Source organism: Levilactobacillus mulengensis (assembly GCF_003946045.1).
Lineage (GTDB): Bacteria > Bacillota > Bacilli > Lactobacillales > Lactobacillaceae > Levilactobacillus > Levilactobacillus mulengensis.
In genome coordinates, this window is the sequence record NZ_RHNW01000011.1 from 1 (window position 1) to 17,785 (window position 17,785).

Here is a 17,785-nt window from a genome sequence, read left to right on the forward strand (position 1 = left end):
AATCGGTCGAGGACTTAACCAAGTTGAAAAACGTGGTGTTCTCAATAGAAAATAATTTGATGATATCTAGTTTTGAGAGAAGAAGTTCTTTCACAGTGTAGTGGCGATAGCCTGAAGGATACACCCGTTCCCATGCCGAACACGGAAGTTAAGCTTCAGCACGCCGATAGTAGTTGGGGGATCGCCCCCTGCGAGGATAGGACGTTGCTACGCGATTATTCCGGCATAGCTCAGTTGGTAGAGCACCTGACTGTTAATCAGGTTGTCGACGGTTCGAGCCCGCCTGCCGGAGTCGGGTTAACCTGGTTAGCCAGTTGATATGCCGGCTTAGCTCAGCTGGTAGAGCATCGGTATCGTAAACCGAGGGTCGGGGATTCGAATTCCTCAGCCGGCATCAAAGTAGTCGTTGGTCGTAGACCAGCGGCTTTTTTTGTGTTTTCATAAAATAAACTGACAATTGAAAGCCAAAACGGAGTTGACACGTATCATACAATTGGTATAGTCATTTCAAAATAATTGGTATAGAACTAAGAATGCCGGTTTGAAGCTAATTAGGATAATAAATTAAATATTGATTTATTTGATAAACCTATTGTGGTCTACTTCTGAAAGTGATATCCTATATTTATCGAATAGAGATACGAAAAAGGGAGAGGTCATCATGAAAAACGTCTTATTATTATCCGGAAATGAAAATTCAAGTCATTTATTTTTAGGTGAAGCCAAACGAACTGCAGAAACTCGGCACGCACCGTTGTGCTTTAAGGCGGCTGTGATGGCTGACTTGACTCCTGAACTGTTAGCAGACCAAGACCTGATCCTGTTAGCCCCACAAACGGCTAACGCTGCTGATACGGCGGCCATGAATACCCAGGTCCCAACCGTTGATATTCCTAACGACATCTATGGTTGGTTAAACGGTCAGGCTTTGGTTAAGTTTGCTTGTGGCAAGTTAAACTTAGTGCCAGCCGCTGCCATCTAAATTAGAATTCCGCGTGGGACGCCTTGTGAATCTGCAGGGCGTCTTTTTTGTGCCGGCTGAACAGCTTATTAGCGTCTCAGAGAGCAATTAAAACGAATTTTATACATAAATTTCTTAATATTTTGAATGAGGCAGAAATGAATAAAAATTAAGAAGATTGCATGAGACGACTAATAATTTCATCATTGTTTTTTGTCGGACACCAAAGGAATGGAGACGCTTTTATTCGGAAAACCGTTGCGTAACGGGAGTTCGTGCAGTATAATTACTACTATGTTTTATTAGAGGTCTATGAGACACCGTCGCCATCAGTTTTTACGATGTGCATTGCGGAAAATAAAATTATTCATTTTCAGAAATGCAATGGAGGTATTATCGTTTTGAATAACAAACCAGAACCAAGCACCACTACTGACCGAACATTCTTCGGTCAACCGCGTGGGTTATCAACGCTGTTCTTCACTGAAATGTGGGAACGGTTCAGTTACTACGGCATGCGGGCTATCCTGATCTACTACATGTACTACTCAGTGACTAAGGGTGGGTTAGGCTTTAGCCAAGCAACTGCTGCGTCCGTGATGTCCATTTACGGATCCATGGTTTACTTGTCCTCAGTTCTTGGAGGGTACATGAGTGACCGTGTCTGGGGGAGTCGGAAGACCGTCTTCATCGGTGGTGTCCTGATTATGTTCGGGCACATTGCCTTGTCTGTTCCAGCCGGTTCCATGGCACTCTTCATCTCAATTCTCTTGATTGTCTTGGGGACTGGGCTGTTGAAGCCTAACGTTTCCGAAATGGTTGGGGGACTTTACGATGAGGGCGATACGCGGCGTGATGCTGGGTTCACCATCTTCGTCTTCGGGATTAACCTGGGGTCCTTGGTTGCACCGCTCTTAGTTGGGTGGTTAGGCCTGAAGTACAACTTCCATTTAGGGTTCTCCTTGGCCGCTATTGGGATGTTCTTGGGCCTGGTTCAATACTGGATCGGTGGGAAGAAGTACTTGAGTAAGGATAGCCTTTACCCAACTGACCCACTGGAACCCGGCGACATGAAGAAGCTGACCGTTCGTGGGACCATTGGTTTGGTTGCTTTCGGATTGATCATCATCTTGATGTACCTCTTAGGTTCACTGAATTTAAACAACTTCGTGCTCTTACTATCCGTTATCGCGATTGCGGCACCAGTCGTTTACTTCACGATTTTCTTAACTAGTAAAAAAGTTACCAGCACTGAACGGAAGCACGTGTGGGCTTACTTAGGCCTGTTCATCGCTGCCATGATCTTCTGGGCAATTGAAGAACAAGGGTCCTCTGTGTTGGCCTTATTCGCGGCCAACCAGACGAACAACCATTTCTTAGGCATCCACATTTTGCCATCTTGGTACCAAATGTTAAACCCACTGTTCATCTTGATCTACACGCCATTCTTTGCCGCAATGTGGAACCGTTGGGGTAAGAAGCAACCTAGCTCACCAGCCAAGTTCGCAACTGGGATGCTGTTTGCTGGGGCTTCTTACCTGATCATGGTGGTTCCCGTTGTTATGTTCGGGACGGATGCCCGGGTCAGTCCGCTTTGGTTGGTCGGTAGCTGGGCAGTTGTTGAAATTGCCGAACTGTTGATTTCACCAATCGGATTGTCCGTGACGACCAAGTTAGCACCAAAGGCGTTCCAATCTCAGATGATGAGTATGTGGTTCTTAGCCGATGCTGCTGGACAAGCCGTTAACGCGCAAATCGTTAAATTATACACGCCAGAAAACGAAGCAGCTTACTTCATGGGCGTGGCCATCGTGGCCATTGTCGCTGGGCTGATTATGTTTGCCCTGGTTAAACCAATTAAGAACTTAATGGCCGGAATTAAATAATTTGTTTCTGGCGAAAAAGTGCTACTCTATGATGGAGTAGCATTTTTTGTATCCTGATATTTTGAAAGGGGGCGACGACGTGGTTAAAGTGGCCATGATCAGTGACTTACATTTAGACATCAATCACCAGAACGCAGAGGCCGTCGCACAGCAGCAGGCGACGTATCTGACCCAACGGAACGTGGGACTGTATTTAATTGCAGGTGACGTGACCAATTACTTTAGTCAGTCGCTAGCCTTCGTCACCCGGCTACAGGCGTTGCTAGCGCCAGCTAAAGTGCGCTTTATTGCGGGCAATCATGACATGCTGCACGACATTACGTATGCGGGCTTAGAATCGCCGCAGACGCCCGTTTACTTGCATCGCGGGTATTTAGACCTCCCCGGGACTAACTGGCGGGTAATCGGCAATAACGGCTGGTATGATTATCAATTTGCTAATAACCTGGCCGGTCGGAACTTCTTGAGTTGGAAACGGGCCTTTTGGATCGATAGTACCATCGTCCAGCCCCAAAGTGATTCGGAACGGCTGAACCAGGTCGTGGCACAGATGACCGATCAGTTGGAACAGGCACGAGCAGCCGGCAAACGGGTCCTGTTTATGACTCACTTTGTCCCGCGCCAGGACTATATCCGGTACACAGATGACAATCGCTTCTGGAACATGGCCAATGCGATGCTGGGGAGTCCACGAATCGGGGCTGTTTTGGAAAAATATTCAGTGGCTGATACTTTATTCGGTCACGTCCATGGTCGATTTGCACCCGCAACCTTTGGTCCAACAACGTATTACAATCAAGCAGTAGGGTACCACAATCGGCGACTCAACGAGTGGTCTCAGCCCGATTTTTTTGTTGAATGGCAGCGCCAATTAAGGATTTTGAATTTAAAATAAAAAAAACTGCAAAAAAGTCTTGACGATTTATGCAGTTTTTTGTATGATAGTGTAGTTGATTCGTTACGACGATTCACGTTTTTGGTGGGGTAGCGAAGTCTGGCTAAACGCGGCGGACTGTAAATCCGCTCCTTCGGGTTCGGTGGTTCGAATCCACTCCCCACCATTTTTATTATTGGGCTATAGCCAAGTGGTAAGGCAACAGGTTTTGATCCTGTCATGCGCTGGTTCGAACCCAGCTAGCCCAACTAAGGAACAGTCACGGTGTGTGACTGTTTTTTTATGTCTTCAAATATATATAATGTTAAGATTTGGCGCCCGGGGAATTTTCCGAGCGCCTTTTGTGTACGCAATGAAAATAGTTTAAAATGGGACAGTTTTTTGTGGTCGTCCTGTAAATGAATCGGTAATTAAGTAAACACGCGGGGAAATCCAGGCGTTCATCCGGGTTTCACCGGCACCAAAGATGGATAGAACATGGTACCAGCAAATTATAGGGACAATCGTTACCCTGGTTTTCAATTTATCATCGCTGACAAATAGTTCGTGGGGTGTTAGGATAATCTTAAAAGGGGTAGTCGGTGCTCGTGAAAGGGGTGGCAGTTGATGTTTAAAGAAAAATGGCAACATCGTAGTCAAGTTCAGCGGCCTAGTTGTCGGTGGATCTATGCTGGTGTCACCCTGGTGAGCTTAGGGGCGGGGGTCATGCTCGTCACGACGCCGGTCTTTGCGGATACTCGTGAGACGGCTACCGGCGATGGCGCGCCCCAAACGGAGAACGTGACGGCCACCCAAACGACACGTTCGGCCACGCCGGCTGATGTGTCGCAGTCCGGCCAAACTGGTACCGGTTCTGGGACTGGTGCCGTTCAGAAAGGCACTGGGACGTCAGACAAGACAGCGACGCCGGAAAGTCCGGCTAAGCCCGTGACACCGAGTCCTGAACCGACAACGAAAACAGCACCAACGACTGGAACGGAACCAACACCAACGACTGGGAAGACGCCAGAGACGCCCGCGCCAACTGATACGCCGACGCGGACGACGGTGAACTTCAAGCCAACGGTTCCAACCGAGAAAACAACTACGGCAATCAAGCCATCGTTTCGAGCGGCTCGCTACTTACTAGCGAGAGGCGCGGCGCAACCAACGGGACAAGACGACCCGGCGACTGAAGATTCGGCGACCGTGACATCAGATACCACCCCTGCGAGCGATGTGCCGACAGTACCCGCTACAACGGCAGCCGTGACCACGACTCCCGATGCCGATACGCAATCTGCGTTAACCTACACGTTAAATGACGGCAAGGACGGCTACGTGGTGACGGGCTTTGCCAATCAAGCACATGGCACGCAGCTTACGATTCCGGATACCTATTTAAACTTGCCCGTCACGGAGATTGCTGCGAACGCCTTTAATGGGGCCGGACTGACGGATGTGACGTTGGGGCAGAACCTACAGGTCATTTGGGATCATGCGTTTGCGAATAATCAATTAAAAACAATTAAATTTACGAGTGGTATCTGGTCCGTGGGGGCCGGGGCGTTTGCCAATAACGACTTGGTGACGGTTGATCTGGGGAACTTGCAGCAGATCAACGCCGGGGCCTTTCAGAGCAATCAGATTCAGCGACTGGTTCTTCCCGACTCGGTGACTAGTATTGCGGACGATGCCTTTGAAAATAATACGATTCAGTCCCTGACGTTGAGCCAAAAGGCGGTCTCAATCGGGACGTCGGTGTTTGCGAATAACCAGATTCAGGGCCACTTGGTGTTACCTGAGACGCTGACCGCGCTGGGGGATCAGGCCTTTGCCAACAATCAACTGACCGGGTTGACCTTAGACGCTGGCTTGAGCCTGCTGAACACCGGGGTATTTGCCAATAACCAACTGACCGGCACGTTAACGGTTCCCGCCACCATCACCAGCATTGGGGATGACGCCTTCGATGGGAACCAGTTGACTGGTTTGCAGCTGGACGATAGCGTGACATCGATTGGGACGGCCGCGTTTGCGCATAACCGATTAGCTGGGCCACTTAACTTACCAGCCAGTCTGACGCACTTGGGGGACCAAGCCTTCTGGGATAACCAGTTGCGGAGCGTGACGTTGAATGATAAATTGACGGAGATTGGGCCGCAGACGTTTGCCGATAATCAGCTAACGGGCACCCTGAATCTGCCGGACAGCATCTTAAACGTGGGGACATCGGCCTTTGCCAATAACCAACTGACCGGTTTGACCGGTGGGACCAAGCTGAACACGATTGAAAAGTATGCCTTTTACGGGAATAGATTGACTGGAACGCTGACGTTGTCGGATCAAATGACCAGTATTGGTGAGTCCGCCTTTGCGGGTGGCAACCAATTGACGCGACTTGAGCTGGGAACGGCCCCGTTGTCAACGATTGAAACCAATGCGTTTGCCAATAATAACTTAACGGGTGTTCTGAATTTTCCGGATACGCTGACCAACATTGGAGCCGATGCATTCGTGAATAACCAATTGACCGGGTTGACCTTTGGGACCGGTTTGGTGACCGTTGATGATGAAGCGTTTGAACATAATCAACTAAGTGGGACCCTGACGCTGAGCGACAATGTCCATGATGTCGGGAAATATGCGTTTGCCTATAACAAGTTGACTGACCTCGAAATGGGGTCGAACATGAACAGCTTGGAAAATTATTCGTTTGCTTATAATAGCTTACAGAAAATCAATGCTCGCGGCCAGATTGCGACGATTGGCGACTATGCCTTTGCCGGTCAAACCCTGTTGAACGCTGGTATTGCAGGAGCTATTGTGGCGAATCAAAATGGCACCATCACTACGGTAGCTTCTGGGGTGCAGCAGGCGATTCGCGATGCGCTGGGGATGAAGAATCTTGATATTGCGGGATTAACCTTCATTTTCACCGACAATCAAGCCCAACTGGTCTATGATCCGGTTACGGATACTTTGACGCTGCCGACTGTTTCTGACAGTGCGACTTTGCCGGATTGGGTGCAGAACGGCAAGGTGGTTCTGAGCCTGACGACTACCAGCACTGATACCGGTCGTTATGGCGTTGAAAACCTCAGACTGGACTTGAATCGGTGGGTCACGGACGACGTGGCGATTCCGAGTAATCTCAGCCGCGACCCTAGCATGATCGACATGTTGAAAGGGATGCGGGTGGATAAGGCGTGGGGGATTACCGACCGCGTTGGCAATACGCAAGTGGTTGTGACGGTTCCCGTGATTGGCGGGTACACCGCGAACAAGAAGACCATTACGGCGACGGTCAATCCAGACGGCACGATCACGGCCAATGAGGATGTCTTGTACACGCCGGACCTAACGCCCGGCGGTGGCGGCCATGATACAACTAAGCCGACACACCCCGGCGACACGACTGATCCGGACACGCCTGTGACGCCGGTTAACCCGGGAAATACGCCCGGTGGTGATCCGGCCGTGACGCCAGTGATGCCTCCAGCGACACCAGTCGTCACGCCGACGACTGGTGGAGATAAGGCCATTCCTTATCCACCTAACTTTGACGGTGGAAAATCGCAGACAAAGCAGGGGTCGAACGCCCATCAGGCTGGCGTCGTTTCACCGAAACTGGCCATTGAAGGACCAAACTGGCAACTGAAACGCGTCGTGCCGCAACGCTTGACGACAACTGGCATCCGGCAACGGGGCACAACACGGATGACAGTCGCTACGTCAGGGTATCAGGTTAACTCACAGTTTGAGGGTGGCCAGGTTACCCGGACAGAGCAACAGTCCACAGCCGACTTACAAGCCACGAATCCATCACGGCCATCGGCGTCAGCTGTTAAGCAACAGACGTTACCGCAAACCAATGAACACCCAACTGGTTGGCAGTGGTTAGGGACGATGTTGCTGGTCGGATTGAGTTGGTTAGGTTTAGCTCACAAGCGAAATCACAATTGAATTTAACGGTTTACTAGTACGATTGACACGTTTTCTGTGTGTTGACCGTACTTTTTTGTGAAATTTTTTAATTTTCAGAAAAAAGTTTTTTCACCACACTTTTTTGATTGTGTTACGAGATTGCTCTGGGGTGATTCGGTTGTGCTCAAGTAAATAAGCAAAGTCACTAATTGTGGTAGGTGTGGGGGAAATTTGGTTCGATAAAAAACATCTGCATATAGCGGTAATCGTTATCCCCCTTGGCAATTAAGTAACACTGGTGTTTTGGTTAAGTCGTGATAGTATGAATATCATAGAATATTTCGCATAAGCAACTAATGCGAAACGAAACGGTCTGTAAACTAATCACTCGAAGACACCAGCGAAGGGAAGATATCATGCGGAACAATAAGGATAGGGGAGAACAACTTACTCCTACACACAGCAAGTGGCTGTTCATTAGTCTGACGATTGCGGCACTAAGTACAGGAATCGCCATTAGTGGTGAGACGGCTAACGCTGATACGGAACCCGCGACTTCCCAAATTAGTGATGAATCAACGCAAAATGATGTTGATTCAGATGTGAAAGCACCAAAAGCAGAAGTTGCCGATACAGCGAAAGATGAAAATCCTGACGCTGGTTCGGATAATCAGTTAGATGTTGAAAAAGATGAGAATAGTTCCAACCAGTTAGACAATGAAGAAGATAATGGTGAAGACACGATTGATGAGGATGAAGAAAAGTCTGAGGATGAGACCGAAGATGAGACCGAAGAACCTGTCAGTCCAGCAAATACGCCTGATGAAACGGTGACACCCGCTCCAACGAATGAGCAAACCGAAAAATCTGATTTTACCTTTCACCAAACTAGTGAGAACACAGTTGAAGTAACCGGGTATACAGGTGCAACACAACAGCAGGCCGATGGATCAGCACCAGTTTCAGGTTATAGTACCGAGATTACAATTCCAGATATGTATGAAGGCAAGTATGTTTCTGGTATCGCGGATAATGCGTTTAACAATGACGGTTCGGCTAATGATCACTTAACGATTGTTCCCGCGCTGACTAAGGTCACCCTGGGGAAAAACTTAAATTACATTGGACAGAATGCCTTTGCCAACAATGCGTTAACGTCTTTGACGTTGCAGGGAGCCACCTGGATCAACATCAAGGAAGGCGCATTTAAAAATAATGAATTGACTAACGTTGAATTGAATGGTGCCGTTCAGATTGAACAGGACGCGTTTAAGGGAAACCGGTTGACGACGTTAGTCTTGCCAGATACGGTGAACGCTATCGGCGCATCAGCATTTGAAAATAACCAGCTGACCGATTTGACGTTGAGTACGGCACTGGAAAGTATTGGAACCTCAGCTTTTGCTAATAACCAAATTGTTGGGGCACTGGTCTTACCAGCAAAATTAAAGACGTTAGGCGAGTATGCATTTGCAAATAATCGCTTAACGTCAGTGACCCTTAATCAGGTGTTAACTGATTTAAACACGGGAACCTTTGCCAATAATCAGTTAACTGGACTATTAACCATTCCAGACAATATTGTTCGGATTGGAGATAGTGCTTTTAGCAACGACAAAAAGAAGGGAACCGGTCTGACCGAGCTTCATTTGGGGACCGGTGTTCAGTACATTGGCAATCAGGCGTTCACGGATAACGCACTGACAAACTTAGAAATACCTGATACGGTAAATAAAGTTAGTGTTGGGGATGAGGCGTTCAGCGGCAATCAGCTACAGACGCTCAAACTAGGGAAAAATGTCAGTACAATTGGGAATTCTGCGTTTGCGGACAATCAGTTAACGGAGATGCTTAATATTCCTGATTTGGTTGAAAAAATTGGTAATCAAGCTTTCATTGGTAATCAGTTGACCGGACTGGATTTAGGTAGTCAGATTACCTCGATTGGTGATTTTGCCTTTGCGAATAATCAGTTGGGTGGTACGCTTATCTTGCCTGAAAAGGTTAGTCTTGTGGGCAAATCAGCTTTCGAAGGTAATTCATTGACAGGACTACAGTTAGTCAATAAAGAGGCCTCTTTAGGTGATAGTGCTTTTGCAAGGAATGCGTTGGGAAAAATTAATTCAGCGGACATGACCTGGTCAAATGGGGACAATGTCTTCAGTAATCAGAAAGCATTAACACTAGCAAATGTGCCAATGTCGACAACGTCAGCCCACAATATTAAGGGGCTTTTAGTTAAACAACTTAACATGAAGCCTAGTGATATTGGGCAGTTAACGTTTACTCCGAGTGACGGAACTAGTTTGAAATATGATGAAACGACTGATAGTTTGTTGTTACCTCAGGTTTTTGACACAAGTCATGATGGTGAATTGACAGTTACGTTCACAACGAACACGGCATTTACTGGTCAGCTTGGGTTTCGGGCCCTGACTTTGGACCTACATGTATGGACTTTTTCGGGCCAAGTTGAAATACCAGTTGCTATCAAAGATATTAATAGCAAGTACGTCTTTAAGAGTATTTGGTCCGCTGTGGTTAGTGGTCAGGTAGGATCGACCCAATCAGTTGCTGTGCCAGTCATGGCTGGTTATCGAATTCTTAATCCAGATACGCAGCGGGATATAACCACTTTTACCGCCTCGATTGGTCCAAACAGGGTAACGACGCCAGATACAATCGAGTATTTGCAAGTCGCATCCGATGGCAACGAGTCAGGGACGACGACACCCACAAAGGAAACGGAACCGGTTGACCCTGAAACGGGCGAGACTGTAACGCCGCATCCAGATGGCAGGGCTGAAACGACTGCAACGTCGAATCCAACTGGCAACACGCCAGATAGATTATCCGATAAAACGGTGACTGATGGAACAACTAGCACATTAGATGAATCAGCCAACCATCAGATTGGCTCAGAACAGAAAAAACAAGTGCAGGTACAAAAAGCGTGGGCGCCAGTGCAATATCGGCTAGCGAACGCGCCGGTTGCGAGACAATCGGGCAAGCGGGCGCATGTTGCCTATATTTCTGCTCAACCAAAGATACAACAAGCGGATTGGGCAAGTCGTCAGGCAGAGACACCGGCTGACTCAGTTGACGTCAATGGCTCAATGACTGAATCGGTATCGACCCAACGCATGGGGCAAGCTAAGATGGTCATGACGGCAACATCGCTGCCACAAACGAGCGAACAAAACAGTCAGCGGCGCTGGTTAGGAGCCATTGGATTAGCGGCCGCTAGTTGGCTGGGGTTTACGAAGAAAAAACAAGATGATTAATAGCAACGCTGAAATGGGACAGATTCCAACGAATTTGGCCCATTTTTTTCAGGAGAGGATGGGGTTCCAACGACAAAATTAATGACGGAAAACCGGCCATTGACGGCTGGACAGAAAAAATGGTTGTCAACCGGTCTAACGGTGATCAGTTTGAGTGCAGGCTTGGCGTTGAATGCCAACATTCTCAAGGCCCAGGCGGCAGACCAGCCGGCAACGACCGCCAGTAGCAGTTCGGTGACCGCGGTCACCCCTAGTGAGCCGACGACCACTGACACGGCGGATAAGACTAAGGAATCAACGGCGACAGAAACAGACAGCACCAAGACTACCGAGAAACAGTCTGCGGGGGATGAGGACGCCGAAAAGAATCAGTCGACCGCGACTGATGAACAGTCGGATACGGAATCGCAGCCTGATGTGAAAGAAGAAACGCCGGCTGAACCTGTAGCACCACAGAATCAGGGGCCATCGTCATCTGAGCTAAACGATGATGAGAAGACGGCTGGGAGTGATGAGAAAGATTCAAAACAGTCCGACCAGTCTAAGGTAGTCAAGTCAGTTCAAAAGCAACAGGTGAAGCCGGCAGATAACGATAAGAAACAGACAGTGCCACCAGTAGAAACGACTGATGAGAAGACTGATCAGCAGAAGTTTGTGGTGGCTGACAGCCAATTGTTTAGTTCGCGGTTATTTTTGTCACGCATGAATGTACCTATGGCTGCGAACTTGTTGGCTGATATGGCCGATACATCTGTTGAGACGCCGACTACTGAGACGGATAAGAATGGGGTTGTTTATCAAAAAGTTACGAGTCAATATGGTGATTCGTATACTATTACCGGCTACACAGGAACTAGTTCGGAGGTTACCATTCCGGATGTTTTTGACGGTGCGTGGGTGACAGCGATTGGTGATAATGCTTTTGCTGGTAAAGGATTAACGAGTGTAACTTTTGGTGCGAATATTACCTCAATTGGTAATAGTGCGTTTCAAAACAATAGCCTCACTAGTGTCATTTTGCCTGACAAATTAGGTGTGCTAGGAAAACAAGCATTTGAGCATAACACGTTAAAGAGCATTACATTTGGGGAACATACTACTGTTTGGGATATTAGTGATGAGGCCTTTGCAAACAATGCTTTAGAAAAGCTTTCACTACCCGATTCACTTACGGAAATTGATGATTCAGCATTTGAGAATAATCTATTGAATTCGGTTCAGTTGGATGAGGGCTTAACAACTATTGGTACAAGTGCTTTTGCCAACAATCGATTGACTGGGGCATTGACAATTCCAGATGCTGTTACAACAGTTGGGGCCTCGGCCTTTGCGGGTAACCCTGATGGTACTGGTAATCAGCTGACAAGTGTGACCTTTTCTGGGGGACAACTCCAAGAGATCTTTGATGATGCCTTTATGAATAATGCTTTGAAGACAGTTAGCTTTACTAATCATGATAAGAATCCTTTGTTAGTTGATGATTCTGCATTTGCTGATAATGGTGACTTAACTCAGTTAACTTTGAATGATGGTCTTAAAAATATTGGGCCAAATGTGTTTGCCGGGGATAGTCTTTCTGGTACGTTAAAGTTGCCCAATTCGTTAGAAACGATTGAAAAAAATGCATTTGCTGATAATGACTTAAGCGGAATAACATTGGATACCGTTGAAAGTAAGTTAAGTAGTATTGGGGAAGATGCTTTTTTTGGTAACCAGATTTCTGGTGCGTTGTCACTGGACGATAATTTAACGACTCTGGCGGCAGCCGCTTTTCAAAGTAATCAGATTAGCGATGTCCGCTTTGGCAATGACTCTGCATCAAGCAAGTTGACATCAATAGGAAATTATTCATTTGCAGACAATCCTCTTAATATTACGGTAGAGGAGGGTGGACTGGTTATTCCCAATAAGGTAACGTACGTTGGTATCTCATCTTTCAGCAGCAATGATGAGAACAAAGCGAGCCACGTAGCTAAGTTGACGTTGGGACCAGCTGTGACGGATATTGGGGCTTCAGCCTTTGAGAATGATGGGCTGACTGGCGCGTTAGTTATTCCAGATAGCGTCAAAACAATCCGTGCTTCAGCTTTTAAAGACAATACATTGGATAGTGTGGCTCTAGGAAATTCAGTCACTTTGATTGATGATTCTGCGTTTGAGAACTCGGGCTCAACCAGTTCAATGGTCATTCCAAATAGTGTCAAGACAATCGGTTCATCGGCTTTTAAAAATACGCAGTTAAATAATTTAACGCTGGGTACCGGTATTACCACGATTGGTTCATCAGCTTTTGAATATGCAGGACTGGTTAATAGTTTAGTCATTCCAAAGGATGTCAAAACGGTTGGCCCTAGAGCGTTTGCTGGTAACAAGCTAAAAGATTTAACTTTAGGCCAAGGTCTAACTGGTGAAGATGGTAGTGTTGGCAATGAAGCCTTCGCTGAAAATGATTTACAGACGATTCATAACACTGCAGAAGAAATTAAAAAAATTGAAAATTTAGGTGACGATGCTTTTGCAAACCAAGAAGAATTGACCGTTGAAGTTAGTCGTGAAGGAAATCGATTAACTGGCGTGAAAAAAGCAATCGAGGATAAGCTGGGCTTAACATTGACTTCACCAGTGTTTACCTATGGCGGCACAGAACTAAAATATGATGATTCAGACGGCGGTACGTTAACATTTTCAGAAGAAATTAGTGGAACGAGTCTAGTATTAGCGGTAAGCTCGGGAACGACAGGAGGTAGCACGGATCATTCTGGGAATTATGAAACTCAGAAGTTGACGTTAAAATGGCTCACAACCAGCAATTCTGGCACCAGCACGCCAGGTACACCAACGGCTCCTGAAACTCCTGGTACGCCAGGCGCATCGACACCAACCACGTCAACGACGCCTAAAAGCAAATTACCTAAGAATAAGTCACCTAAAGCCAAGTCACCAAAACCCAAGCACCCAACAACCAATACCGGCAAAACAGCGCCCAAGCAGCCAGCAGGGAAGCCAACGCGGCAACCAGCCACGCAGTATCCCGTGCAAGCGCAAGGACACCGGGCGACCGCGACTGCTCGGCGGCCACAATCGCTGAGCTGGAATCAGCTCACCACGACGCGTGCAAACGGGGCCTCGACCCCCGCAACCGGCTGGCACTACAGCCAAGCTCAAGGTATCTGGGTGGGGTCCGCTGGCACGCTAACGCCAGCCACCTCGGCGACGCTACCGCAAACGCGTGAACAGCCAGCGACCGGTTGGCAACTAGTCGGACTAGCCCTCTTGTCCGGCCTCAGTTGGTTCGGGTTACGGCGCAAACGCAACTAAATAAGCAACGCAAATAGGCCTGTGCCCCTTGGTACAGGCCTATTTCGTGTCCCAGCAGTTACGTAGCTAACCAACCCGGATGAGCGACTATTTGGCAGTCAAACGGTTCACCCCAGCAATATCCCCAGAATCACCCGAAAAAATTGACATTCACCCCTAACTTCGCTAAAGTCAAACTAATAATTGCTCCAGACCATTTGTGTATTTGATAGAGAAAGTGGGGTCTTATGATGGCAACAATTGTGAAACCGGAAGACCTGTTCGCCTTGCGTCCGCTGGCTCAACCAGTGAGTGATGGGCAGCGGGTGTACTACGTGGAGAGTCAACTAGACCAGCAGAAGAATGCCAGTCAAGCCGCTATTTATTCCGTCCAACTGGCGGATGGCAGTGATCGCCGGCGATGGAGTCCGGCCGATGTGAGCGTCAACGAACTGGCGTTAAGCCCGAGTCACCTCTATTTAGCCTTCAGTGGTGTGGTCAAGGACCACACCCAATTGTTCCTGGTTCCGCTCAACGGTGGGGCGCCGGAACAGATTACGCGCGGGGATGCCGACATCAGTCAGCTGACCTGGGAAGCCAACACCGACGTGCTCTACTTTCAAACGACGACCGGCGCCAAGCGACCAGCAAAGGATGCGCTTCCTAGCGTCCAGGTCGTCGACAAATTACAATACAAAATGAACGGCCGCGGCCTCTTACCACAAGGCCTGACGTATCAATGCATTCGTTACCAGTGTGCCAGTCGTGACCAGTCTGTCGTCCTCGAACGCACGGATCCCTTTACCGTATCCGCGGCCAACGACCAGGGCCTCTTGTTCTCAACGGAACGCCTGCCTGAAGACGAGCACGATTTCAGCGAGGGCGTTTACTGGCATCCCTTTGATGGGACGGCCGACCGGCTTCTAAATGAAAAGCTGCCCGCGGGGTCGTTCGACCAGGGACAGCTGGATGCCGACGGCCAACACGTGTTGATGTGGGGCCAGGACAATCACATCCCCAACGTCTCGCAATTCCACGCGTGGTTGGGCAACCTCACGACCGGCGAATTGACCGACCTGACCGCGCCCCGTGACGTGGAGGTCGGTGACATGCTGGCCGTTGACAGCCAACAGCGGCAGTCCGGCCAGTTTGTGGCTTGGCTGACGCACAACACCTTTTTAACCTTGGAAAATGAACACGGGCGGTTGAGTCTGGTCAGTCAAAGCCTCGACGGCGACGCGAAACCGCGGACGTTGCTGGGTGGCGACCGGGCCATCACGGACTTTAGCGTGGTCGATGCCCAAACCATCGTCTTCACCGAGTCGACCATGACCAGTGTGAGCCGGTTAAAGGCCCTTAACGTCGCCACAGGCGAGGAGCGGGAGCTGACTAACCCCAATGCCGTCTACGAGGCCAAACACGCGCTGGTGGCCGGTCAGCGCTTCACCTTTAAGGGCGCGGCCGACTGGGACATCGAGGGCTGGTATTTCCCACCAGTCACGCCGGCGCCCCAACATCCCGCCGTGCTCTACGTTCATGGGGGACCGCAAGTCGACTTTGGCTACGGCTTCTATCACGAGCTACAATTTCTCGCGGGCCAGGGGTATGGCGTCATCACCATAAATCCGCGCGGCGGCAACAGTTACGGCCAGGACTTTGAGACGGCTGTCATCGGCCATTACGGCGAGGGCGACTTCGAGGACCTGATGCTGGGGACCGACGCGGCGCTGAAATTAGACCCGACGATTGATTCCAAGCAACTGTGCGTCACCGGTGGTTCCTATGGTGGCTTCATGACCAACTGGATTGAGACCCATACCAACCGCTTCGCTGCGGCCGTCACGCAACGCTCCATTTCCAATTGGATCAGTTTCTACGGTACCAGCGACATCGGCTACTTCTTCACGCCATGGGAACTCAAGCAGGACATGCACAACATCGACGTGCTCTGGAAATTCTCGCCACTGGCCTATGTGCAAGACGCCACGACACCGATTCTGGTGCTCCACGGCGAGGAAGACCTGCGCTGTCCCACTACCCAGGGCGAGGAGTTCTTCGTGGGCCTAAAGGAAGCCGGCGTGGACACCCAACTGGTCCTGTTCCCGAAATCAAATCACGAACTATCCCGTTCCGGCCTGCCAAACTTGCGGATTGAACGGTTAAATCGCATCAATCAGTGGTTCCAAGACCACTTACCAGCTAAGGAGGAACATTAAGTTATGAAAATTGGTTTTATCGGCGTCGGCGGAATGGCTCAAGCCATAATCGGCGGCCTGCTCAAGGCGAAAACGTTTGCGCCTAGCGACATCATCGTGCACAGTCATCGTCCAGAAAGCTATGGCCCTTACGCTAAGGCCCACGGACTCCAAGCAGCAGCCAGTAATCCGGATGTTGCGGCGGCCAGCGACCTGGTCGTCTTAGCCGTGACCCCCAACGTGGCCAACGACGTGCTCCAGGAAATTGAAGCGCAACTGGTTGACGGGCAAAAGACGTTGATCTCTATCGTGGCCGGGCTGTCCCTGACAGACATGGCCAACGTGGTGGGCGAAAACGTGCCAATTTTACGGACGCTGCCCAACGTGAACGTTGAGGTGGGCGCGGGGATGACCGCCGTAGCCGCCAACACGCATTTGACCGGGGATGACCTGGCCGCTGCGTTGCGCGTGTTCAATACGATTGGCTCCACGACCACGTTAGCCGAAGACCAATTCGGCGTCTTCAGCGCGTTGGCCGGGAGTTCACCAGCCTACATCGACTTCTTCATCGACAGTCTGAGCCGCGCCGGCGTTAAGCACGGGCTAAGCAAGGACCAGGCCACCAAGATTGCGGCCCAAGCGACTTTAGGTTCCGCTAAAATGGTTCTGGAAAGCGACAAGATTCCGTTTGCCCTGATCGACCAGGTCGCCTCACCAGGTGGTAGCACCGTGGCCGGGTTACTGGCGATGGAAGAGGCCGGGCTGATGACGGCGGTGGTCAAGGGTATCGACGCCACCATCAAGCGCGACGCCGGCGGTCCAGCTTAAAGCACCTTTGCGTGTCGGGGAGTTCCGTTCCCGGCGGCGGGCTCAAGGCGCCCTGCTGTGGGGCCGGTTCCAGCCTGAGAAGCGGGCTTCCACCTCGACTTTGAGCCTGAGAAGCGGTCTCAAAGGTCGTCCCATGGGCTAAGCTGAGTGAGAAACCTCAGCTAAGACCATCGACACAGCCGGGCGCCTTGGCCCGCCTCTGGTCACTTTAGACTGGTTGGGTGCTTTGAGTCTGGCTGCTCGGCTATTGTGGACTAGCTGCCTAATGCTTTGAATGGTGTATTGTGGACGCTGTCATTTAAAATCAGTGCTACCAAGGACATGGACGACCGTAATACGCGATGCTAGTCGGTTAGTTTGGCTGGGGTTCGGAGCCGGAGACAGACAAAATGGGACCCGCTGTGTCAGTGCTGTAAGGCCGGGAGATTTTTCCCGGCCTTACAGCACGGGACGAGCTTGGAGACGCTGTTTCTTGCGGCTTCAAGTCGAGCCGTAGGACCGTTCCTCAGGCCGAAGGCGGTCCCCATAGCGGG

The 17,785-nt window shown here is 49.6% G+C and carries 8 protein-coding genes, 4 tRNA genes and 1 rRNA gene; all 13 read left to right on the forward strand.

Features of this window, described 5'->3' with window-relative positions; all coding sequences use genetic code 11:
- The first annotated feature begins 96 nt into the window (after window positions 1–96).
- The 13 genes from rrf (at window position 97) to proC (ending at window position 17,252) form a co-directional block, all read left to right on the forward strand.
- A 5S ribosomal RNA gene (gene rrf, locus EKM84_RS09995) occupies window positions 97–213 on the forward strand.
- 6 nt (window positions 214–219) lie between these two features.
- Window positions 220–292 (forward strand) — tRNA-Asn (locus EKM84_RS10000).
- A gap of 29 nt (window positions 293–321) precedes the next feature.
- Window positions 322–394: transfer RNA gene (locus EKM84_RS10005), tRNA-Thr, on the forward strand.
- A gap of 267 nt (window positions 395–661) precedes the next feature.
- A complete protein-coding gene (locus EKM84_RS10010) occupies window positions 662–982 on the forward strand; it encodes a PTS sugar transporter subunit IIB (RefSeq protein ID WP_125765628.1) in 321 nt (106 codons plus the stop codon).
- Between the two features lie 380 nt (window positions 983–1,362).
- Window positions 1,363–2,847: a peptide MFS transporter gene (locus EKM84_RS10015; RefSeq protein ID WP_125765629.1), complete on the forward strand. Its 1,485-nt coding sequence runs from the start codon at window positions 1,363–1,365 to the stop codon at window positions 2,845–2,847.
- 94 nt (window positions 2,848–2,941) lie between these two features.
- The gene (locus EKM84_RS10020; RefSeq protein ID WP_125765722.1) at window positions 2,942–3,742 is read left to right on the forward strand and encodes a metallophosphoesterase; all 801 of its coding nucleotides are present in this window, start codon (window positions 2,942–2,944) and stop codon (window positions 3,740–3,742) included.
- Window positions 3,743–3,825: 83 nt separating this feature from the next.
- Window positions 3,826–3,908 (forward strand) — tRNA-Tyr (locus EKM84_RS10025).
- A gap of 10 nt (window positions 3,909–3,918) precedes the next feature.
- Window positions 3,919–3,990, forward strand: a tRNA-Gln gene (locus EKM84_RS10030).
- A gap of 358 nt (window positions 3,991–4,348) precedes the next feature.
- A complete protein-coding gene (locus EKM84_RS10035) occupies window positions 4,349–7,687 on the forward strand; it encodes a leucine-rich repeat domain-containing protein (RefSeq protein WP_125765630.1) in 3,339 nt (1,112 codons plus the stop codon).
- A gap of 377 nt (window positions 7,688–8,064) precedes the next feature.
- A complete protein-coding gene (locus EKM84_RS10040; protein ID WP_164511375.1) occupies window positions 8,065–10,932 on the forward strand; it encodes a leucine-rich repeat domain-containing protein in 2,868 nt (955 codons plus the stop codon).
- An 81-nt stretch (window positions 10,933–11,013) separates the two neighbouring features.
- Window positions 11,014–14,250, forward strand: coding sequence for a leucine-rich repeat protein (locus EKM84_RS10045; RefSeq protein ID WP_125765632.1), 3,237 nt, complete (start codon window positions 11,014–11,016; stop codon window positions 14,248–14,250).
- A gap of 230 nt (window positions 14,251–14,480) precedes the next feature.
- Window positions 14,481–16,445, forward strand: coding sequence for a S9 family peptidase (locus EKM84_RS10050; protein WP_164511376.1), 1,965 nt, complete (start codon window positions 14,481–14,483; stop codon window positions 16,443–16,445).
- A gap of 3 nt (window positions 16,446–16,448) precedes the next feature.
- The gene (gene proC, locus EKM84_RS10055; RefSeq protein ID WP_125765634.1) at window positions 16,449–17,252 is read left to right on the forward strand and encodes a pyrroline-5-carboxylate reductase; all 804 of its coding nucleotides are present in this window, start codon (window positions 16,449–16,451) and stop codon (window positions 17,250–17,252) included.
- The last annotated feature ends 533 nt before the right edge of the window (window positions 17,253–17,785 follow it).